The organism is Piscinibacter gummiphilus (assembly GCF_032681285.1).
Classification (GTDB): domain Bacteria; phylum Pseudomonadota; class Gammaproteobacteria; order Burkholderiales; family Burkholderiaceae_C; genus Rhizobacter; species Rhizobacter gummiphilus_A.
In genome coordinates this window covers 5,321,604-5,339,359 of sequence record NZ_CP136336.1, presented here as the reverse complement: position 1 = coordinate 5,339,359, position 17,756 = coordinate 5,321,604, and the positions used below count along the sequence as shown (strand labels likewise).

General features: G+C 70.4%; 23 protein-coding genes and 1 tRNA gene. 11 read left to right on the top strand and 13 right to left on the bottom strand.

The genetic code is table 11. The annotated features are described in order from the left end of the window. Positions 1–83 precede the first annotated feature (83 nt). The 5 genes from RXV79_RS25370 to RXV79_RS25350 all read left to right on the top strand — a co-directional run bounded on the left by RXV79_RS25370 (position 84) and on the right by RXV79_RS25350 (position 4,807). Positions 84–1,433 (top strand): serine hydrolase domain-containing protein, encoded by a 1,350-nt coding sequence (locus RXV79_RS25370; protein WP_316700919.1) that lies wholly within the window; start codon positions 84–86, stop codon positions 1,431–1,433. A gap of 65 nt (positions 1,434–1,498) precedes the next feature. Next, positions 1,499–2,839 carry an MATE family efflux transporter gene (locus tag RXV79_RS25365; RefSeq protein WP_316700918.1) on the top strand — a complete coding sequence of 447 codons (1,341 nt, stop codon included), beginning with the start codon at positions 1,499–1,501 and terminating at the stop codon, positions 2,837–2,839. A gap of 157 nt (positions 2,840–2,996) precedes the next feature. Beyond that, the gene (locus tag RXV79_RS25360) at positions 2,997–3,251 is read left to right on the top strand and encodes a hypothetical protein (protein WP_316700917.1); all 255 of its coding nucleotides are present in this window, start codon (positions 2,997–2,999) and stop codon (positions 3,249–3,251) included. Then, positions 3,248–4,216 (top strand): SDR family oxidoreductase, encoded by a 969-nt coding sequence (locus RXV79_RS25355; RefSeq protein WP_316700916.1) that lies wholly within the window; start codon positions 3,248–3,250, stop codon positions 4,214–4,216. The genes RXV79_RS25360 and RXV79_RS25355 overlap by 4 nt, the downstream gene beginning before the upstream one ends. Before the next feature lie 12 nt (positions 4,217–4,228). Further along, complete coding sequence (locus tag RXV79_RS25350) at positions 4,229–4,807, top strand: diguanylate cyclase (RefSeq protein ID WP_316700915.1); 579 nt, start codon at positions 4,229–4,231, stop codon at positions 4,805–4,807. Here RXV79_RS25350 and RXV79_RS25345 read toward each other — a convergent pair. Both RXV79_RS25345 and RXV79_RS25340 read right to left on the bottom strand, forming a co-directional pair. Then, a complete protein-coding gene (locus RXV79_RS25345) occupies positions 4,770–5,246 on the bottom strand; it encodes a DUF2269 family protein (RefSeq protein WP_316700914.1) in 477 nt (158 codons plus the stop codon). The two genes, RXV79_RS25350 and RXV79_RS25345, sit on opposite strands and share 38 nt — an antisense overlap. Continuing rightward, complete coding sequence (locus RXV79_RS25340; protein ID WP_316700913.1) at positions 5,246–6,538, bottom strand: SDR family oxidoreductase; 1,293 nt, start codon at positions 6,536–6,538, stop codon at positions 5,246–5,248. Before RXV79_RS25340 ends, RXV79_RS25345 begins: the two co-directional genes overlap by 1 nt. A gap of 95 nt (positions 6,539–6,633) precedes the next feature. Here RXV79_RS25340 and RXV79_RS25335 point away from each other — a divergent pair, with 95 nt between their 5' ends. Continuing rightward, the gene (locus RXV79_RS25335; protein WP_316700912.1) at positions 6,634–7,128 is read left to right on the top strand and encodes a hypothetical protein; all 495 of its coding nucleotides are present in this window, start codon (positions 6,634–6,636) and stop codon (positions 7,126–7,128) included. Positions 7,129–7,137: 9 nt separating this feature from the next. Here RXV79_RS25335 and RXV79_RS25330 read toward each other — a convergent pair. After that, positions 7,138–7,213: transfer RNA gene (locus RXV79_RS25330), tRNA-Arg, on the bottom strand. A 128-nt stretch (positions 7,214–7,341) separates the two neighbouring features. On the opposite strand from RXV79_RS25330, the gene RXV79_RS25325 reads away from it, so the two are divergent. Together RXV79_RS25325 and RXV79_RS25320 are read left to right on the top strand one after the other, a co-directional pair. Next, a complete protein-coding gene (locus RXV79_RS25325) occupies positions 7,342–7,890 on the top strand; it encodes a c-type cytochrome (RefSeq protein ID WP_316700911.1) in 549 nt (182 codons plus the stop codon). A 155-nt stretch (positions 7,891–8,045) separates the two neighbouring features. Beyond that, complete coding sequence (locus tag RXV79_RS25320) at positions 8,046–8,579, top strand: DUF3455 domain-containing protein (protein WP_316700910.1); 534 nt, start codon at positions 8,046–8,048, stop codon at positions 8,577–8,579. On the opposite strand, the gene RXV79_RS25315 is transcribed toward RXV79_RS25320, so the two are convergent. Genes RXV79_RS25315 through purU form a run of 4 tightly spaced genes read right to left on the bottom strand, consistent with a single transcriptional unit; the run spans position 8,567 to position 11,507 of the window. Then, a complete protein-coding gene (locus tag RXV79_RS25315; RefSeq protein ID WP_316700909.1) occupies positions 8,567–9,124 on the bottom strand; it encodes a DUF2946 family protein in 558 nt (185 codons plus the stop codon). The two genes, RXV79_RS25320 and RXV79_RS25315, sit on opposite strands and share 13 nt — an antisense overlap. Further along, positions 9,117–10,124: a YheT family hydrolase gene (locus RXV79_RS25310; RefSeq protein ID WP_316700908.1), complete on the bottom strand. Its 1,008-nt coding sequence runs from the start codon at positions 10,122–10,124 to the stop codon at positions 9,117–9,119. The genes RXV79_RS25315 and RXV79_RS25310 overlap by 8 nt, the downstream gene beginning before the upstream one ends. A 6-nt stretch (positions 10,125–10,130) precedes the next feature. Beyond that, positions 10,131–10,583, bottom strand: a complete 453-nt coding sequence (locus tag RXV79_RS25305) for a YybH family protein (protein ID WP_316700907.1) — start codon at positions 10,581–10,583, stop codon at positions 10,131–10,133. Between the two features lie 15 nt (positions 10,584–10,598). Further along, positions 10,599–11,507 carry a formyltetrahydrofolate deformylase gene (gene purU, locus RXV79_RS25300; protein WP_316700906.1) on the bottom strand — a complete coding sequence of 303 codons (909 nt, stop codon included), beginning with the start codon at positions 11,505–11,507 and terminating at the stop codon, positions 10,599–10,601. Between the two features lie 76 nt (positions 11,508–11,583). Here purU and RXV79_RS25295 point away from each other — a divergent pair, with 76 nt between their 5' ends. Continuing rightward, positions 11,584–12,216, top strand: a complete 633-nt coding sequence (locus RXV79_RS25295) for a sigma-70 family RNA polymerase sigma factor (protein WP_316700905.1) — start codon at positions 11,584–11,586, stop codon at positions 12,214–12,216. Positions 12,217–12,223: 7 nt separating this feature from the next. Then, positions 12,224–12,919, top strand: coding sequence for an anti-sigma factor (locus RXV79_RS25290; RefSeq protein ID WP_316700904.1), 696 nt, complete (start codon positions 12,224–12,226; stop codon positions 12,917–12,919). On the opposite strand, the gene RXV79_RS25285 is transcribed toward RXV79_RS25290, so the two are convergent. From RXV79_RS25285 to RXV79_RS25270, 4 genes are read right to left on the bottom strand one after another with little or no spacing between them, the layout of a single operon-like run. Then, a complete protein-coding gene (locus RXV79_RS25285; RefSeq protein ID WP_316700903.1) occupies positions 12,895–14,433 on the bottom strand; it encodes a sensor histidine kinase in 1,539 nt (512 codons plus the stop codon). The two genes, RXV79_RS25290 and RXV79_RS25285, sit on opposite strands and share 25 nt — an antisense overlap. A gap of 4 nt (positions 14,434–14,437) precedes the next feature. After that, complete coding sequence (waaF, locus tag RXV79_RS25280) at positions 14,438–15,436, bottom strand: lipopolysaccharide heptosyltransferase II (RefSeq protein ID WP_316700902.1); 999 nt, start codon at positions 15,434–15,436, stop codon at positions 14,438–14,440. 4 nt (positions 15,437–15,440) lie between these two features. Further along, entirely contained in the window at positions 15,441–15,647 is a 207-nt protein-coding gene (locus RXV79_RS25275; RefSeq protein WP_316700901.1) for a zinc-finger domain-containing protein, read from the bottom strand. Between the two features lie 10 nt (positions 15,648–15,657). Then, positions 15,658–16,581, bottom strand: coding sequence for a branched-chain amino acid transaminase (locus RXV79_RS25270; protein WP_413816713.1), 924 nt, complete (start codon positions 16,579–16,581; stop codon positions 15,658–15,660). A 161-nt stretch (positions 16,582–16,742) separates the two neighbouring features. Between RXV79_RS25270 and RXV79_RS25265 the strand changes: the two genes are divergently transcribed. Then, complete coding sequence (locus RXV79_RS25265) at positions 16,743–17,054, top strand: PEP-CTERM sorting domain-containing protein (protein WP_316700900.1); 312 nt, start codon at positions 16,743–16,745, stop codon at positions 17,052–17,054. 10 nt (positions 17,055–17,064) lie between these two features. Here RXV79_RS25265 and RXV79_RS25260 read toward each other — a convergent pair whose 3' ends face one another. Beyond that, positions 17,065–17,451, bottom strand: coding sequence for a hypothetical protein (locus RXV79_RS25260; protein WP_316700899.1), 387 nt, complete (start codon positions 17,449–17,451; stop codon positions 17,065–17,067). Positions 17,452–17,501: 50 nt separating this feature from the next. Then, on the bottom strand, positions 17,502–17,756 hold the full coding sequence (locus RXV79_RS25255; RefSeq protein ID WP_316700897.1) for a DUF6587 family protein: 255 nt from the start codon (positions 17,754–17,756) through the stop codon (positions 17,502–17,504).

The window sequence follows — 17,756 nt, the reverse complement described above, 5'->3', positions numbered from 1 at the left end:
CCAGCCGATTCCGGCATCGGCGAGACCGGCAACGCGCGGCTGCGCATCCTGAGGGCTCCACATCCACAGGAGCTTTCATGACCATGACCTTCTCTTTTCGACTGGGCTGGCTTTTGGCCGGCGGGGCGGCCATCGGCGCTTTGGCCGGTTGCACGACCTTGTCGCCCGGCCACGGCCTCAAGGTGGCCACGTCCGGCGTCAGCCAGGCGCTGTGTTCGGCGGTCTTCGTGTCGGGCCGCGATGTCGACCAGGCCTACCGCGAGGAGATGCGGCCGCAAGGCGGCATGTGGCTGCTCGACTGGGGCCTGCACTATGAGCTCGACCGCCCCCGGCGCCAGGTGCGCGCCACCGCCTTCGGCGGCTTTCCCAGCCGCGCCGTCTACCGCGACGGCATGGGCTGCCTGCTCGACAACGGGCGCATCCCGCCGGCCGTGCCCGCGCGGGTCGAGGCGCCCGTGACGCCGGTGCTCCCCGAGATCGCCGGCCCCGGACTGGTCACGCCTTCCTCCCCGAAGCTGCAGGCCGCACTCGACGCGGCGTTCGACCCGTCGTGGCAGGCCACCAAGGCAGTGGTCGTGCTGCACCGCGGGCGTGTCGTCGCCGAGCGTTACGCGCCCGACCTGACGATGCACACCGCCTGGCATGCGCATTCCATCAGCAAGTCGGCCACGCACGCGCTGGTGGGCGTGCTCGCCTTGCAGGGCCGGCTCGACCCGAGGCCGCTCGACCCGCTGCTGCGCATGACCGAGGGCAAGGCGCGCTTTCGCGGCTACAACGGCTTCGACGACGCCACCCGCATGTGGTCGCTCGAGCCCGACATGGCCGCCTACGCGGAGAGCCGCCCGCAGGAGGTGCCGCCCGGCACCCGCTGGGACTACTCCGACCCCGGCTACATGCGCGCCTCGAAGGCGATCCGCGATGCGGTCGGCGGCACCGCGGCCGACGTGCAGCGCTTCGCCCACGCCGAACTCTTCGGCCGGCTGGGCATGCGCTCGGTGGTGATGGAGTTCGACGCCGCCGGCACGCCGGTGGGCGCGAGCCACTTCTACGGCACGGCGCGCGACTGGGCCAAGCTCGGCTTGCTGTACCTGAACGACGGCGAGGTGGGCGGTGAGCGCCTGCTGCCGCTGAACTGGGCACGCCAGGCGGCGACCCAGACCCTCGACACCGGCTACGGCGCCGGTTTCTGGCTCAACGTGCCGGCGACCAGTCGCCACCCGCTCGGCTTCCCCTGGGGCCTGCCAGGCGCGCCGGCCGATGCCTATTTCGGCTACGGCTACCTCGGGCAGTACCTGATCGTCGTGCCGAGCCAGCAGCTCGTGATCGTGCGCTTCGGGCTCACGCACGAGGCGGGCGGCGGCCGAGTGCAGGCCGGGCGGCTGGTGGCCGATGTCATCGAGGCGCTCGCCCAGCAGAACGTCGTTGTCCGCTGAGCGTCAGCACAAACCGCCACGGCCCGCTACGATGGTCAGATGATGACCATCATCTATCGCCAGCCATGACGGCGACGCTGGCCGCCGCGGTCGCCCCGCCGCGGGCCTTGCTGAAGCAGGTCATGGCGCTGGCGGCGCCGACCACGCTGCTCGCGCTGCTGCAGGTGGGCGCGCAGCTGGTCGAGACCTGGCTCGCCGCGCGCCAGGGCACGGCGGCGCTCGCCGGCTGGGCGGTGCTGCTGCCCTTTGCGCTGCTGCTGCAACAGATGTCGGCTGGCGCGATGGGCGGCGGCGTGGTGTCGGCGGTGGCGCGCACGCTCGGCGCCGGCAAGCGCGACGAAGCCTCGGCGCTGGTGCTGCACGCGCTCATCATCGCGGTGAGCTTCGGGCTGCTGTTCGCGCTCGGCCTGTCGGTGTTCGCGCGGCCCATGCTCACGGCGGTGGCCGGCGCCGACGCGGCCGACGCGGCGGTGGTCTATGCGTTCTGGCTGTTCGGCCTCGGGGCGATTCCGGCGTGGTTGTCGAACACGCTCGCCTCGGTGCTGCGCGGTGGTGGGCAGCATGCGGTGGCGGCGCGCACGTTGCTGCTCACCGCGCTCGCCTTCCCGCTGCTCGCCTACCTGCTGGCCGAGCCGATGGGCTTCGGCCTCGCCGGCGTGGGCGCGGCGCAGGCGCTGGTGCAGTGCGTGGCCGCGGCCGCCATGGCCTTCGTGGTCTTCCGCGGCGGTGCGGGCTTCGTGCCCAGCCTGCGGGTGCAGCCGTCGTGGACGCTCTTCAAGCGCATCCTGGCGGTGGGGGCGGTCGCCTGCACGCTGGCGGCCGTGGCCAACCTCACCACCATCCTCGTCACCGCACAGCTCAAGGGTTATGGGGTGGCGGCGGTGGCGGCCTACGGCATCGCGGCGCGTCTCGAATTCCTCATCGTGCCGCTGGCTTTCGGCGTGGGCTCGGCGCTCACGGCGCTGGTCGGCCGCGCGGTCGGGGCCGGTGACTGGGCCACCGCGCGCCGCACCGCGTGGGTGGGCGGGCTGCTGTCGCTCGTCGTCTCGGGCGCGGTGGGGCTGGGGGTGGCGAGCTGGCCCTTGCAGTTCGCGCTCTTCTTCACGAGCGACCTGCAGGTGGCCATCACCGCGGCGCGAGGTCTGCAGTACACCGGCCTCGCGTTCGGCGGCTTCGGCCTCGGCATGGCGATGTACTTCGGCTGCATGGGTGCGGGCCGCATGGTGTGGCCGGTGGTGGCAGGGCTCACGCGCATCACGCTCGCGGTGGGCGTGGGCGCGTGGCTGGCCAACGGGCTCGGCCTGGGCCTGGAAGGCCATTTCATCGGCGTGGCGCTCGGCATCGCGGCCTACGGGCTCATCACCGCGTCGAGCGTGCGGCCCGGCGTCTGGCCCGGGGCGCGCTGAGGGCCTCGTTCTCCGGCAGGGGCGGCACATCGGTTGCCGCAATCGCGGTCGTGGACTCGTTTCGACCTCGGGCGAGGCCCTCACCCGCTGCTTTGCTGCAAAACCTACCCGGTACCGGCAAGCAGGCCTGTCGAACTTCAACTGAAGGAGAGAACCCATGAACCGCATCCCAACGCTCACGTTCGCCCTGCTGGCCGCGGCCGGCCTCACGCTCGCCGGCTGCAACAAGCGCGACGACATGCCGCCGACCGGCGCCGGCCCCGGCACCACCACCACGACGCCGAGCGACACCCTGCCGGGCGGCACGTCAACCACGCCGGGTGGCGGCACCACCGCGCCAGGCGACAGCGGCACCCCGGGCAGCATGAGCCCGACCACCCCGATGCCCTCGGCCTCGGCAGCCAGCCAGTGAAGCGGCGCGAGCTGCGCGGCCGCACCGTCGTCCTGACCGGCGCCAGCAGCGGCATCGGCCGCGCCACGGCGCTGGCCTTTGCCGACGCCGGGGCGCACCTCGTGCTGGCCGCGCGCAACCCGGCGCCCCTGGAAGACGTGGCCGAGCTGTGCCGCGCGCGTGGCGCGCAGGCGCTTGTCGTGCCGACCGACGTGACACAGGCCGACCAGGTGCGTGCGCTCGCGGCGGCGGCCGTCGAGCGTTTCAGCGCCATCGACGTGTGGGTCAACAACGTCGGCGTGGGCGCGGTCGGCTCGTTCACCGAGACGCCGATCGAGGCGCACCGGCGCGTGATCGAGGCCAACCTGCTCGGCCACTTCCACGGCGCGCATGCGGTGCTGCGGCACTTCATGTCGCGCAAGCAGGGCGTGCTCGTCAACATGATCTCGCTCGGCGCCTGGGCGGCTGCGCCCTATGCGGCGGCCTATTCGGCCAGCAAGTTCGGCCTGCGCGGCTTCAGCGAGGCGCTGCGTGGCGAGATGTCGGGCTGGCCCGACATCCACGTGTGCGACGTGTACCCCGCCTTCATGGACACGCCGGGCATGTCGCACGCCGCCAACTACACCGGCCGCCGGCTCAAGCCCGCGCCCCCGCTCTACGACCCGCGCATGGCGGCCGAGGCCATCGTGTCGGTGGCGCGCGAGCCGCGTGCGTCGACGACGGTGGGCGCCGCTGCCACGGCGCTGCGCGCGGGGCATGCGGTGTCGCCGCTGCTGTCGAGCTGGATCGGCGCGCGGGTGGTCGAGCGCTATCTGCGCCAGGCCGACACCGCGCCCAAGGGTGACGGCAATCTTTACGCACCTTCCATCGGCAACGCGATCGACGGTGGCTTCCGCCACAGCGAGAAGCCCAACCGATGGTGGATGTGGGCCGCCCTCGGCGGTGCTTTGTGGCTGGGTGCGCAGGCCGTGCGCCGCCCGCGCTAGAGCACGCCGCCCTTGGACGCGACGGCCCACCTGCTCGAGCGTCTGCTGCTGGGGGCGCTGTTGCCGGTGTGGATGCTCGCCGGCTTCGCCGACTGGGCCTGCCACCGCCGCGAGCGCATCGAGTCGAGCGCGGGCTGGAAGGAGTCGGCCCTGCACCTCTTGATGATCGGCGAGCTGGGCGTGGCGGTGCTGCTGCTGCTGTGGTGCGAAGTGACCGCGACGGTGCTGCTGCTGGCACTCGCCGCCTGCGTGCTGCACGAGATCACGTTGTGGGTCGACCTCACCTATGCGAGCGCACGGCGTGTCATCCCGCCCATCGAGCAGTGGGTGCATGGCCTCCAGATGGGGCTGCCGTGGCTCGCGCTGCTCACGCTGTGCATCGCCTACCGCGGGCAGTCGCTCGCCATCCTCGGCCTCGGCCCCGAGACGGCCGACTGGGCCCTGCGCCTGCGCGACCCGCCGGTGCCGACCGCGGCGAAGGCGGCGGTGCTCGTCGGCGCCGCGATGCTGGTGCTGCTGCCCTTCCTGCAGGAATTCCAGCGTTGCAGGGCGCTCAGACCGGCTTCGCCACCATCAGGTAGAACACGATGACGAGGCCGAAGAAGGCGGGCACGCCGAGCGCCGTCCAGATCCACAGGAAGCGCCAGTAGCGTGGTGGCAGCGGCTCGCCGCGGGCGTCGGCCGCGCGGGCGAGGTCGCGCATCTTCAACTGGATCCACACCACCGGCAGCCAGCAGGCGCCGGCCAGCAGGTAGAGCCCGTAGGTCCACATCAGCCACTTGCTCGTGAGCGGGATGCCGGCGAGGTGCGTCATGTACCAGCCGGTGAGCGGCTGCAGCACGATGGTCGTGGTGGTGAACCAGAGGTCGGCCTGCACCACCTTGTGCGCGACCACGGCGACCGGCCGTGCATCGCCGGTCTTGCGCACCGCGAGGCTCGTGAAGAGCAGGTAGTAGGCCGAGCCGATGCCGGTGCCGAAGAGGATCGTCGACGAGAGGATGTGCAGCCACTTGGTGATCAGGTATTCCATCAGCGTCTCTCTTTCGTCAGCGGCTCCAGCACCATCAGCACCACGATGGCCGCCAGCATCGGCAGGTTCTTCAGGATCGGCCCGTAGGGGTGCAGCCAGAACTCCGGCAGGCGCCAGGTGATGAGCACCATGTAGCCGAGGATGAGGCCCAGCTGCACGAGCCACAGCGTCGGGCGGTGCCGCCGCAAGGTGAGCGTGAGCAGGCCGAGCGCGAGATCGAGCCCGGCCGCGCCGTAGAGCAGCAGCGGCGCGAGGGCACCACCCACGTCGAGCCGGGCGAGCAGCGCGTAGCTGTCTTCGACGGGGTAGACACCGAGCGACAGCACGCCGGTCACGATCCACACCAGCGCGACGCTCACGCGCAGCAGTGGCAGCAGCCACGCCAGCTGCGCCATCACGCCGGTGCTTCGGGCCGTCTCGTGCGGGGTGAACGCCTCCACGCCGCGCGGCGGATGGCCGAGCAGGGCGATGGTGTCGTCGGCGGGGGCGGTGTTGCCGCGCTCGAGCATGGCGAGGCTGTCGGAGTCGAGCAGGGCGCCCGGCCACCAGCGCCCTGCCTGCGCACCCAGGCGCACGAGCGCCATCGGCACCGGCCATACCACGGGGGTTGCGAGCCCGAGCGCTGCGCGCAGGCCACCGAGGAACTCGCGCAGCGTGAGCGGCCGCGGCCCGACGAGCGCGATGCGGCGGCTGTGCGCCTCGGGCCGTTCGACCAGCGCGACGAGTGCCTGCACGAGATCGTCGACATGGATCGGTTGCACGCGTTGTTGCCCCTGGCCGGGCAGGGCGAGCAGCGGCAGGCCGGCCAGCAGGTCGAAGAGTTGCGCACTCGCACCGCCGGGCCCGTAGACCAGCGAGGGCTGCACGACGCTCGCCTGCAGTGGCAGTGCCAGCAGCACGTCGTCGGCCGCCTTCTTGCTCAGGTGATAGCGGCTGTGCGCCTGCGCATCGGCACCGAGTGCCGAGATTTGCACCACGCGCCGTACGCCGGCTGCGACGCAGGCCCGAAAGAGCGCGATCGGCGCCGCCTCGTGCAGCGTGTCGAAGCGCTGCGTGCCGTGCTCGCGCAGGAGGCCCACGGTGTTCACCACCACGTCGATGCCCTGGAGGCGCGGCTGCCAGTCGGTGGGTTGCAGGTCGCGCGCGAAGTCGCCTGCGACCTGCGCGCTCACGCCGGGCAGTGCCACGCCGGGCCGGCGCACCACCGCCACCACCTCATGCCCGGCCTGCGCGAGGGCGAGCGCCAGGCGGCTGCCGATGAAGCCGGTGGCGCCGGTCAGCAGCACCCGCATGGCGCGCTCCCGCAGCAAGGGGCATGGTGTTTGCCGAGGGTGTCCATGGGCGAGGCCGGCAAGTCATGTGCCTCGCAGCGTTCACAGGAGACACGATGAAGACTTGGACTCAAGCAGCACGCGACGGCCTGTGGCCAGGGATGGCCTCCGGCTTGTTGTCGCTCGGCGTGCTCGCGTGGCGCGGGCGCAAGGAGACGGGCAGTGTGTTCGCACCCGTCAACGCGCCGAGCCACTGGCTCTGGAGCGACCGCGCGCTGCGGCGCGACGATGCCAGCTGGCGCTACACCGGCGTCGGCGTGCTGGTGCACCAGGGTGCGGCGGTGTTCTGGGGCGTTCTCTACGAGCGTTTCTTTGCGAGCCGGCGACTGGCGCACCCGCTGCATGCCGACCTGCGCGATGCGGCGCTGGCCACGGCCGCTGCGGCCACGGTCGATTTGGTGATGACCCCGCGCCGCTTCACGCCGGGCTTCGAGAAGCGCCTGTCGGCTCGCGGGCTCGTGTGGGTGTATGCGGGCTTTGCCCTGGGGGTGGCGCTCGGGAGCCGGGCGGTGCGGCGTCATGGGGTGCGCGGGGAAGGCTCTTCTTCTTGATGCAAGCCTTGGCGCGTCCGGCTGGGATCGAACCAGCAACCCCTGCCTTCGGAGGGCAGTACTCTATCCATTGAGCTACGGACGCGTGGGCGGCGATTCTATCAGTGGGCCTTTTTCACGGCCGGGGCGTCGTGGGTCGGCCGTCTATAATCCCGCGGTTTTGCGCCACGCCCCTTACGCCCACCACTGAAGCGGCCAGCCTCCGAGGATTTCATGAGCGACCACCACCACACCGAACACGACGACGCCCCGCACGAAGGGCCGATCAAGAACGTCAAGCAGCTCATCGCTGCGGTGATCTTCGCCTTCATCGTGCCGATCGCCGTCATCGTGCTGCTGGTCAGCCGCGTGGGCGCCGACACCCGCCCCGGTGCCGGCAGCGATGGCCTGAAGCCCGAGGCCGTGGCCCGCCGCATCCAGCCGGTGGCGAGCGTGGAAGTGAAAGACGCCACCGACGTGGCCTCGCTCAAGACCGGCGAGCAGGTCGTGGCCGCCCAATGCGGCGCGTGCCACAACACCGGCGCCGCGGGCGCTCCCAAGATCGGCGACGCCGCCGCCTGGGCCCCACGCCTGGCGCAAGGCCTCGAGACCCTGCTCAACAGCGCCCTCAAGGGCAAGGGCGCGATGGGCCCGCAAGGCGGTGGCGACTTCAGCGACTTCGAGATCGCCCGCGCGGTGGTCTTCATGGGCAACCAGAGCGGCGGCAAGCTGGCCGAGCCCAAGGCTCCGGCCGCGGCGTCGGCGGCGTCCGACGCCAAGTAAGCGCTGCTCCCGCGCTCACGCACGAGCCGACCTTCGGGTCGGCTTTTTCATGCCCGCGTGATTCATGCATCCAGGTGGGCCTCGGCTGCGTAGAGGGGCTCAGGCGGACGTGTCGCCGCCCCTTCAACCTTTTACCGATGCCCTTGGAGATGACCATGAAGAACGCCCTCTTGCTCGCCGGCCTGGCCGCTGCCGTGTCGGCCTGTTCCACCACCCCTGCACCGACGATGGTCGACAACATGGCGCTGCCCGACGCCGTGCGCGCACCTGCCGGGGCGAAGCAGACGATGTGGACCGTCGGCCGCGGCGAGCTCACCTACGAGTGCCGCGAGAAGAAAGACATGGCGGGCCAGTTCGAGTGGGCCTTCGTCGGCCCCGTCGCCACGCTCTACGGCCCGGGCGACAAGGCTGTCGGCAAGTACTACGCCGGGCCGACCTGGGAGGCGAACGACGGCTCCAAGGTCACCGGCAAGCAGGTGGCGGTGGCGCCAGGCGGTGCGGGCAACATCCCGCTGCAACTCGTGAAGGCCGACCCGGCGATGGGCACTGGCGCGATGCAGGGCGTGGCCTACATCCAGCGCCTGAACACCAAGGGCGGCGTCGCACCGAGCGCCGCGTGCACGGCAGCAGCCAAGGGCCAGCGCCAGCAGGTGGCCTACGCGGCCGACTACGTGTTCTACGGCATGTGAGCGGCGGCGGCACCGCGCTCACGCTGAGGGCTCAGGCGGTGGCCGTAGCGGCGGGGCAGGTCGGCGGCGGCACACTCTTCGGTGTGCCAATGGCCGGCCTCGATCGCGTCGGCCGCGGTTTCCATGTCGAGCGTGTGCACGATGCCGAGGCCGAGGTCGGTGGCGAGGTAGAGCCGCCCGGTCTCATCGACGAGGGCGGCCTCGAACCGGGCCTCACGCCCGGTGTGCGAGCGAATGGCCGGTGCAGCGCCGGCGCGGGCCTCGAGGCGCCAGATCCACGGCGCCGACTCCAGCTCCACGTAGACGCGCTGCGGGCCGTTCTGGAAGTACCAGTCGCCGTGTTCGTCGCGGTCGTAGTTGCGCTCGATGAACTCGCGCAGCTTGTCGTGGTTGATGCGGCTGCCCTTCACCGTGGGGAAGGGTCCGGCGGCCTGGATGCGGTCGTCGCGCATGTACCAGTCGCCGCGCGCGTCGAGTGCGAGCCAGCCATAGCAGGCCGGCACGTTGGGCCACTTCTTCAGCGCGGCTTTGACGATCTCATCCATGCGTGGCTCCAATGTGTTGGGTCATCCAGTCCATCACCTGCTCGGGCAGGGTGAGCACATGACCGGGCCAGCGACCGTGCGGGAAGCCCACATGGCCGCCATGCTCCGGTTGCCACAGTGTCACGAACGCACCCACCTCGTGTGGCTTCGGCAGGCTGGCTGCGGGGATGAAAGGGTCATTGCGTGCGTTGATCGCCAGCGCCGGGATGCGGATAAGGGGCAGGTGCGGCTTGGCCGAGCCGCGCGCCCAATAGTCTTCGGTGTTGCGAAAGCCGTGCAGCGGGGCGGTGAAGATGTTGTCGAAATCGTAGAGGTCGCGGGCGCGTTGCAGGGCCTTGCCGTCGAAGAGGCCGGGGTGCTGCGCAAGCTTCTGCAGCGCCTTGGGCACCATCGTGCGCAGGAACATGCGGGTGTAGACCTGCCGGTTGAAGCCGCGGCCGATGGCTTCTCCTCCGGCGGCCAAGTCGAGCGGCGAGCAGACCGAGCACACGGCGCTCACCGTGCGCGACGCCGTCTCGCCCGCCTCTTCCGCCCAGCGCATCAGCGCATTGCCGCCGAGCGACACGCCCACCGCCACCATCGGCCCGGTGTGGCCGGCGCGCAGGCGCTCGAGGACCCAGCCGATCTCTTCGAAGTCGCCCGAGTGGTAGGCGCGCGGCGCGAGGTTGAGTTCGCCCGAACAGCCGCGGAAGTGCGGCACCGCGTAGCGCCAGCCCTTCTGGCGCGCCCAGTGGGCGAAGGCGCGAGCGTAGTGGCTGTCCGACGAGCCTTCGAGGCCGTGGAAGAGCACGAGCATCGGCCGCACGCGGCCGTCGTCGTCAGGCATGACCTGGAAGTCGACGTCGATGAAGTCCTGGTCGGGGGTGGTCCAGCGTTCACGCCGGTAGACCGGCCGCGGACCCTGGTGGCTGCGCGCGAAGAGCGCCGGCCAGATCGTCTGCAGGTTGCCGCCCCACGGGCCATCGCCCGCCAGCCAGCGCGGAGCGCGGTACTCGTTCATTCCAGATCAATGCAGGACAGAAGGCGTCTCGCCGACCTCGGGCAACTCTTGCGCGGTGCCGGGGCTGGCATGGTGCGCCACCAGGCGCCAGCCGAGCGAGGTCTTGACATACACATTGGTCGCCAGCACCCAGGCCATCTGCGGGCCTTCCTCGGTGAGCACCTGGATGCGCTCGACGACGCTGTGCACCGCGCTGTCGTGCGTCTGCACGCGGCGCACCCGCTCGGGGCGGGCGTCGATCGCGCCGTTGCCGAACATCGCCTCGAAGGCGGTGCGGATCGCCGCCGGCCCGATCATGCGCGGGCCGTTGGGGTGCACGCAGCAGATGTCGTCTTCGTCGGACCACACCGCCATCAGCTTTTCGATGTCGGCCCGCTGCAAGGCTTCGTAGAACTGCGCCTCGGCGTCGTCGGACGAGCTCATCAGGGCGATCTCGGGCGGCTTGGGCGGGCGCGGCATCGGGGTTCAGCCTCCTCAGTGGAAGACGACGGTTTTCTGGCCGTTCAAAAGCACACGGTGCTCGACGTGCCAACGCACCGCGCGGGCGAGCACCATGCACTCGACGTCGCGGCCGACGGCGGTGAAGTCTTCGGCGCTGAGCGAATGGTCCACACGCGCCACGTCCTGCTCGATGATGGGGCCTTCGTCGAGCTCGGGCGTCACGTAGTGCGCGGTGGCGCCGATCAGCTTCACGCCGCGGTCGTGCGCCTGGAAGTAGGGCTTGGCACCCTTGAAGCTCGGCAGGAAGCTGTGGTGGATGTTGATCGCCCGGCCCTTGAGGAAGGCGCAGAACTCGGGGCTCAGGATCTGCATGTAGCGCGCCAGCACGACGAGGTCGACCTCGTGCTCGGCCACCAGCGCTTCCACCTTCTGCTCTTGCGCACGCTTGGCCTCGGCCGAGGCGCCGGCGGCCAGCGGCAGGTGGTGGAAGGGGATGCCATAGCGCTCGGCGAGCTCGCCGAAGGTCGGGTGGTTGGAGACGATCGCCGGGATGTCGATCTCGAGCTGCCCCGAGTGCCAGCGGTAGAGCAGGTCGTTCAGGCAATGGCCGTGCTGGCTCACCATCAGCAGGAGGCGCGGCTTGCGCGCCAGGCTGTGGAATTTGGCGTCCATCGCGAACTGCTCGCGCACGCTGGTGAAGAGTCTCTCCAGCGTGTCGACGTCGGCCAGGTGCGGTGGCGCTTCGAAGTGCACCCGCATGAAGAAGAGGCCGGTGGCGTGCGCGCTGACCTGGTCGGGCAGGTCGCCGAACTGCTGCGAGTCGACGATGTTGCAGCCCGCCTGGTAGAGAAGGCCCGAGACGGCGTAGACGATGCCCTTGGCATCGCGGCACGAGAGTGTGAGGACGAATTCGCGCGAACGAGGTGCGGTGGCAGGCGGCATGGCGCGGAATTGTACGGACGGGTCTCGCTTTGCATGCGACAGCCCGGCATCATTCCCCCCTCATCACGGGCCCATCATGCGCACTGACCCCAAGGACTGGACCGAACGCAGCCGCGAGCTGTCGCAGCTGCTCGCCAAGAGCGGGCTGGGCGACCGTGCGGCCTTCGCACAGCTTTACGAGCGCACCAGTTCGCATCTGTTCGGGGTGGTGCTGCGTATCAACCGGGACAGGGCCCAGGCCGAAGACGTGCTGCAGGAGGTCTATGTCAACGTGTGGCGGGCGGCGCAGTCCTTCGATGCGGCGCAAAGCCAGCCCTTGACCTGGCTGACCAGCATCGCGCGCAACCGGGCCATCGACAGCCTGCGCCGCCGTCAGGCGGAGCCGCAAACCCAGCCCGCGCCGCTGTCGGGCGAGGGCGATGAGGACAAGAACGTGTACGACGATGTGGCCGACACCACCACGCCCGGGCCGCTGGCGCTCCTGAGCCAGGCCTCGGATGCGCGTGCGCTCGGGCGCTGCATGCAGGGCCTCAGTGCGCAGCAGCGGCAGAGTGTGGCGCTCGCCTTCTACGACGGGCTGAGCCATGCCGAGGTGGCCGAGCGGATGCGCCAGCCGCTGGGCACCGTGAAGTCGTGGGTGCGGCGTGCGCTGCTGGCCTTGAAGACCTGCCTCGATGGCGCCGTGGTGCGCGATCTGCAGGCGGAATGACGACACGATGGACTACAGCCGCCCCGAACTCGCTGATCGCCTCGCCGCCGCCTACGTGGCCGGCACGCTGCGCGGTGCCGCGCGGCGCCGCTTCGTTGCGCTGACGCGCGTGCACCCCACATTGCGCCGGGCCGTGCGCGAGTGGGAAGCCCGATTGATGCCGCTCACCACCACGGTCGAGCCGGTGGTGCCGCCCGCCCGGGTGTGGCAGGCGATCGAGCGGCGCATTGCGTCGGTGTCCGCGCCCAGGCCGGGCTGGTGGGAGCGCCTGGCGGTGTGGCGGGCCTTGACCGGCGTGGCCTCGATGGCAGCGCTCACGCTGGCGGTGCTGCTGGCCCTGCCGCAACCGGCGCAGCCGCCGATCGTCGTCGTGCTGTCGGCGGCCGGCGGCACGCCGGGCGTGGGCGGTGTGGTGCCGGCGTCGTTCGTGGCAAGCATCAGCGCCGACGGGCGCGCGCTCGTCACCAAGCCGATCCAGCAGGTGTCGCTGCAGGCGGACAAGGCCCTCGAGCTGTGGGCCGTGCCGCCGAGCGGGGCGCCACGTTCGCTCGGCCTGATCTCGGCGCAAGGGGCGACCGTGGTGCAGCGGGGGCGGGTGCTCGACAACACCGCGGCCTTCGCCGTGAGCCTGGAGCCGCCGGGCGGTTCGCCCACCGGCGCGCCCACCGGGCCCATCCTCTACATCGGCAAGTTGACGTCCTGAGTGCGCGGAGGCGAGGCGTCGGGCAGCAGCACGCTGAAGGTCGAGCCCTTGTCGAGCACGCTGTTGACGTCGATGCGCCCGTGCATCAGCGTGACCAGGCCGCGTGTGATGGCGAGGCCGATGCCGGTGCCTTCGATGCCGCTGCGCCGTTGGCCGAGCCGGTTGAACGGCTCGAAAAGGCTGGGCAGGTGGGCCGGGGCGATCCCCACGCCGGTGTCGATCACGCGCAGCGCCACCATGCGGCCCTCTTCATGGCGCGCTTCCAGCCGCACCTCGCCGCCACGGCGGTTGTACTTGATCGCGTTGCTCAGCAGGTTGATCACCACCTGGCGCAAGCGCGTGGGGTCGGCGCGCACCCGCAACGGGTCGTCGAGGTGGCCCCAGTGCAGGCGCACGTCGGCGGCCTGCGCGGCCGGGTGCAGCATGTCGACGCACTCGCGCAGCAGCTCGGGCAGCGGCACGTCGACGAGGTCGATCGACAGCTGGCCTGCTTCGATACGCGAATGGTCGAGCAGGTCGCTGATCATGCGCAGCAGGTGCTCGCCGGATTCGCGCACCAGGCCGAGCCGGTGGCGCTGACCGGGGCTCAGGGGGTCGGTCTGGTCGAGTTCGAGCAGCTGCGTGAAGCCGAGCACCGCGTTGAGCGGCGTGCGCAGCTCGTGGCTCATGCGCGAGAGGAACTCCGTCTTGGCGCGGTTGGCCGCCTCGGCGGCCGCGGCCAGCTCCCGCGCGCGTTCGAGTTCGCGGTACTCGGTGATGTCTTCGAGGTAGCCGTGCCACACGACCGTGCCGTCGGCCTCGGCGCGAGGGGATGACACCCCGAGCATCCAGCGCTGGTGCCCGTTGGGGTGCAGGTATCGGAACTCGATGCGGCGGGCCGTCTGGGTGTGCGTCCAGTCTTCCAGCATCCGGTTGGTGCGCTGGCGGTCGGCCGGGTCGATGCGGCCGAAGAGCAGGCTGGCGTTGTGCATCAGCTCCTGCGGGTCGAGTCCCAGCACGTCGCGACAGCGCTCGCTGACGTAGGGGAAGACACCGCGGCCATCGCGCGGCAGCCGGAACTGGTACAGCAACCCCGGCACGTGGCGGGTGATCTGGCGCAGGCGCTCGTCGCGCTCGGCGGCCTCTAGCTCGGCCTGCTTGCGCAGCGTCACATCGGTGAGCGTGCCCACCATGCGGCGCGGTGCGCCGTCGGGCGACCATTCGACGATGCGCCCACGCTCGGCCAGCCAGCGCCAGGAGCCGTCCTTGGCCCGTGCGCGGTACTCGCTTTCGTAGGCGGAGGTCTTGCCCGCGGCGTGCGCCTGGTAGGCGGCGTCGTTGGCGGCCAGGTCTTCGGGGTGGATGACGGAGTCCCAGGCCTGCTGGGTGGCAGGCAGGTCGCCTGGCTGGTAGCCGAGCAGGGCGACGCTGCCGTCCATGCCGGTCAGCGCGTCGTCTGCCAAATCCCAGGCCCACACCGACGTGCCGGCGCCGACGAGCGCTTCGCTCATGAGCTTGCGGGCTTCGAGGTCCATCGGCTCAGGCTTTCGCGAGGGCGTCGTCTAGGGCAGCCTGGACCCGCTCAGGCGGTACGCCGGTCAGGCAGCGGTAGTGGCCATAGCGGCAGGTGCGCTCGAAGCAGGGCATGCAGTCGAGCTGCAGCTCGTCTTTCAGCCACAGCACGCGCGCGTTCGGGCTGAGCGGCGGGGTGTGCTCGGGGCTGGTCGAGCCGAAGACGGCGACCTGCGGGATGCGGAAGGCGGCGGCCACGTGCATCAGGCCCGAGTCGTTGCTGACCACGCCGCGGGCGCCTGCGATCAGCACCATCGCGTCGATCAGCGTCGTCTTGCCGGCAAGCACGCAGCAGGCGCCGGGGGCGGCGGTGGCGATCTCTTCGCAGAGCGCGGCCTCCTTGCCCGAGCCGAGCAGCACGACGGGTTGGCCGTGCCGCGCGTGCAGCTCGCGCGCGAGCTGGGCGTAGTGGCCGGCCGGCCAGATCTTGGCCGGGCCGTATTCGGCGCCGGGGGCGAAGACCCAGTAGGCCTGGGGCGCGAGGCCGAGCGCGCCGGTGACCGACTGCAGCCGCTCGGGCGGGAAGCTCAGCCGGGGTTCTTCGGTCCGGGCGGCGTCGCCGCTCAGCGCGCGATAGAACGCGACCATCGGCGGCCGGCCGCCCGGGTTCGGATGCCGCTCGTTGAGCAACCCGTAGCGGCCTTCGCCGTGGTAGCCGACGCGCCGCGGAATGCGCGCGAAGAACGGGATCAGCGCCGCCTTCAGCGAGTTGGGCAGCACGTAGGCGACATCGAAGCGCCCGCGCAACTCGCGGGCCACGCGCCGGCGTCCGGACCAGTCGAGCCGCCCATGCGCAAACGGCAGCTCGATCACCTCGGCCACCGGCGGCATCGCGTGGTAGACCGGCGCGACCCAGGGCAGGGCCGCGACCGTCAGCTTCTCGCCGCGCACGGCCAGCACCCGCAGCAGGGGTTCAGACATCACCGCGTCGCCAATCCACTGCGGCGCGATGACCAATGCCCTCATCGGCTCAGTGGTGGCTGTGCAGCTTCTCGCCGGCCTTCAGGCGATAGACCGTGCCGCAGTACGGGCACTTGCCTTCGCCCGTGGTGGCCACGTCGATGAAGACCTTGGGGTGCCCGCTCCACAGCGTCATCTTGGGGTTGGGGCAGGCGATGACGCCCGGGCCTTGCAGGTCCGTGGCGAGCAGTTCGACGCTGGATGGGGTGTTGCTCATGTCAGCCTCTTCAGACGGCAGTCAGCCACTCGGCGTACTTCGGGTTGCGCCCGTTCACGATGTCGAAGAAGGCGCTCTGGATCTTCTCGGTGATGGGGCCACGCGAGCCCTGGCCGATCTGCACGCGGTCGAGTTCGCGGATGGGCGTCACTTCGGCGGCGGTGCCGGTGAAGAAGGCCTCGTCGCAGATGTACACCTCGTCGCGGGTGATGCGCTTCTCGACGAGCTTGAGCCCCAGGTCCTGGCAGATGTTGAACACCGTGTTGCGGGTGATGCCGTTGAGCGCGCCGGCCGACAAGTCGGGCGTGTAGACCACGCCGCCCTTGATGACGAAGAGGTTCTCGCCCGCGCCTTCGGAGACGAAGCCGGCCGAGTCGAGCAGCAGGGCTTCGTCGTAGCCGTCGTCGGTGGCTTCCATGTTGGCGAGGATCGAGTTCGTGTAGTTGCTCACCGCCTTGGCCTGCGTCATCGTGATGTTGACGTGGTGGCGGGTGTAGCTCGAGGTCTTGACGCGGATGCCGCGCTTCAGGCCCTCTTCGCCGAGGTAGGCGCCCCAGGACCAGGCCGCGACCATCAGGTGGATCTTGTTGCCCTTGGGCGAAACGCCCAGCTTCTCGGAGCCGATCCAGGTGAGCGGCCGCAGGTAGCAGCTCTTGAGGTTGTTGGCCTTCACCACCGCGCGCTGCGCTTCGATCACTTCCTCGATCGAGAATGGGATCTTCATGCGCAGGATCTTGGCGCTGTTGAAGAGGCGCTCGGTGTGCTCGCGCAAACGGAAGATCGCGGTGCCGTTGACCGTGTCGTAAGCGCGCACTCCTTCAAAGGCGCCGCAGCCGTAGTGCAACGTGTGCGACAGCACGTGGATCCTGGCGTCGCGCCAGTCGATCAGCTGGCCGTCCATCCAGATTTTTCCGTCGCGGTCTTCCATGGACATGGAACTCATCCTCAGTGTTTGGCAATGCGGCCGATTCTACGAGCGGGGCTTCGCCACCCCCGGCTCTCGGGGGCGCGCGAGAGCACGCGGCTTTCTATAGTGATTCCCATGCGTGGCCGCGGCATCCGGGAGGGCCCGGCGCTTGTTCACAGGTGGTTGTCATGAAACTCTCGCTCACCACATGGTCGGTGCTGGCCATGTCGACCTTGTCGGTCTTGCCCGCGGCAGCTCAGGAGGATGGAGCCGCCGCCTCGCAGGAAGCGACGCGCACGGCCTTCGTGCAGATGAGTACCGAGCCGCGGCTGCGCGCCGTCGCCGTCACGCGCCCGCGGGACGAGTCCCGCACGGCACGCGAGCGTTCGGCCGCACCGCCGCCCGCCGAGAAGGCGTCGGTCGAGCCGTCGAACCTCGGCATGATGCTGGCCGGCCTGGCGCTGATCGGCCTGATGCTGCTCAGGCGGCGCCACGACTGAGCCGCGAGGCTCAGCCCTCGGACGACGCGGGGCGGTGGAGCTCCCAGCGGCTCAGCTTGCCGCCTTCGAAGACCAGCGTCACCCGGCTGTCGCCCGCATCCCGCCAGGCCCAGGTGTCGGGTGATTCGCTCACGTGGTCACCCAGGCTGCGGGTGATGGCGATCACCTGCATCAGCGTCATGCCGTGTTTCAGCTTGGCGTTGAGCATCACGGTGCTGCCGACCTCGCCCTTGGGGGCCTGCGCGGCGTTCTTCATCACGCGCAGTGCGCGGCTGAACTGCAGCAGCAGCCAGAACACGATGACCGACGCCACCATCACCACACCCTGCCAGCCGTAGCTGAACCAGCCGGCCACCAGGGCCACGAAGGCCAGGCCCCACCCCACGATTGGATTCATGCGCGGATGGTAGGGCCCGACCGGCCTGACGGGCTGCGTGATTCCCGCAATCAGACCTTGGGCCGGCGATGGAAGCGGATCGGTTGGGCGGCGGATGGCGCCGGCTTCTTCGCCTCGCAACCGGCATCGCAACCGCAACCTGCGGAGGCTGCCGCTGCGCGCTGCAGGCGGCGGGCGATGGGCCCGGGCCAGGCGCCATGCTGCAGCCGCTGCGCCAAGGCGCGGCGCAGCGCCGATGGCATCAGCGTCCACACGGCATAGCCCGTGCACGCGACGACGATGAGGGCGACGATCAGTTCCTGCAT

What these genes read in the sequence shown, in the direction of transcription:
- RXV79_RS25370 (WP_316700919.1), top strand. Translation starts at nt 84, where the DNA reads ATGACCTTCTCTTTTCGACTGGGCTGGCTTTTGGCCGGCGGGGCGGCC.
- RXV79_RS25365 (WP_316700918.1), top strand. Translation starts at nt 1,499, where the DNA reads ATGACGGCGACGCTGGCCGCCGCGGTCGCCCCGCCGCGGGCCTTGCTG.
- RXV79_RS25360 (WP_316700917.1), top strand. Translation starts at nt 2,997, where the DNA reads ATGAACCGCATCCCAACGCTCACGTTCGCCCTGCTGGCCGCGGCCGGC.
- RXV79_RS25345 (WP_316700914.1), bottom strand. Translation starts at nt 5,246, where the DNA reads ATGGAATACCTGATCACCAAGTGGCTGCACATCCTCTCGTCGACGATC.
- RXV79_RS25340 (WP_316700913.1), bottom strand. Translation starts at nt 6,538, where the DNA reads ATGCGGGTGCTGCTGACCGGCGCCACCGGCTTCATCGGCAGCCGCCTG.
- RXV79_RS25335 (WP_316700912.1), top strand. Translation starts at nt 6,634, where the DNA reads ATGAAGACTTGGACTCAAGCAGCACGCGACGGCCTGTGGCCAGGGATG.
- RXV79_RS25325 (WP_316700911.1), top strand. Translation starts at nt 7,342, where the DNA reads ATGAGCGACCACCACCACACCGAACACGACGACGCCCCGCACGAAGGG.
- RXV79_RS25320 (WP_316700910.1), top strand. Translation starts at nt 8,046, where the DNA reads ATGAAGAACGCCCTCTTGCTCGCCGGCCTGGCCGCTGCCGTGTCGGCC.
- RXV79_RS25315 (WP_316700909.1), bottom strand. Translation starts at nt 9,124, where the DNA reads ATGGATGAGATCGTCAAAGCCGCGCTGAAGAAGTGGCCCAACGTGCCG.
- RXV79_RS25310 (WP_316700908.1), bottom strand. Translation starts at nt 10,124, where the DNA reads ATGAACGAGTACCGCGCTCCGCGCTGGCTGGCGGGCGATGGCCCGTGG.
- RXV79_RS25305 (WP_316700907.1), bottom strand. Translation starts at nt 10,583, where the DNA reads ATGCCGCGCCCGCCCAAGCCGCCCGAGATCGCCCTGATGAGCTCGTCC.
- purU (WP_316700906.1), bottom strand. Translation starts at nt 11,507, where the DNA reads ATGCCGCCTGCCACCGCACCTCGTTCGCGCGAATTCGTCCTCACACTC.
- RXV79_RS25295 (WP_316700905.1), top strand. Translation starts at nt 11,584, where the DNA reads ATGCGCACTGACCCCAAGGACTGGACCGAACGCAGCCGCGAGCTGTCG.
- RXV79_RS25290 (WP_316700904.1), top strand. Translation starts at nt 12,224, where the DNA reads ATGGACTACAGCCGCCCCGAACTCGCTGATCGCCTCGCCGCCGCCTAC.
- RXV79_RS25285 (WP_316700903.1), bottom strand. Translation starts at nt 14,433, where the DNA reads ATGGACCTCGAAGCCCGCAAGCTCATGAGCGAAGCGCTCGTCGGCGCC.
- waaF (WP_316700902.1), bottom strand. Translation starts at nt 15,436, where the DNA reads ATGAGGGCATTGGTCATCGCGCCGCAGTGGATTGGCGACGCGGTGATG.
- RXV79_RS25275 (WP_316700901.1), bottom strand. Translation starts at nt 15,647, where the DNA reads ATGAGCAACACCCCATCCAGCGTCGAACTGCTCGCCACGGACCTGCAA.
- RXV79_RS25270 (WP_413816713.1), bottom strand. Translation starts at nt 16,581, where the DNA reads ATGTCCATGGAAGACCGCGACGGAAAAATCTGGATGGACGGCCAGCTG.
- RXV79_RS25265 (WP_316700900.1), top strand. Translation starts at nt 16,743, where the DNA reads ATGAAACTCTCGCTCACCACATGGTCGGTGCTGGCCATGTCGACCTTG.
- RXV79_RS25260 (WP_316700899.1), bottom strand. Translation starts at nt 17,451, where the DNA reads ATGAATCCAATCGTGGGGTGGGGCCTGGCCTTCGTGGCCCTGGTGGCC.
- RXV79_RS25255 (WP_316700897.1), bottom strand. Translation starts at nt 17,756, where the DNA reads ATGCAGGAACTGATCGTCGCCCTCATCGTCGTCGCGTGCACGGGCTAT.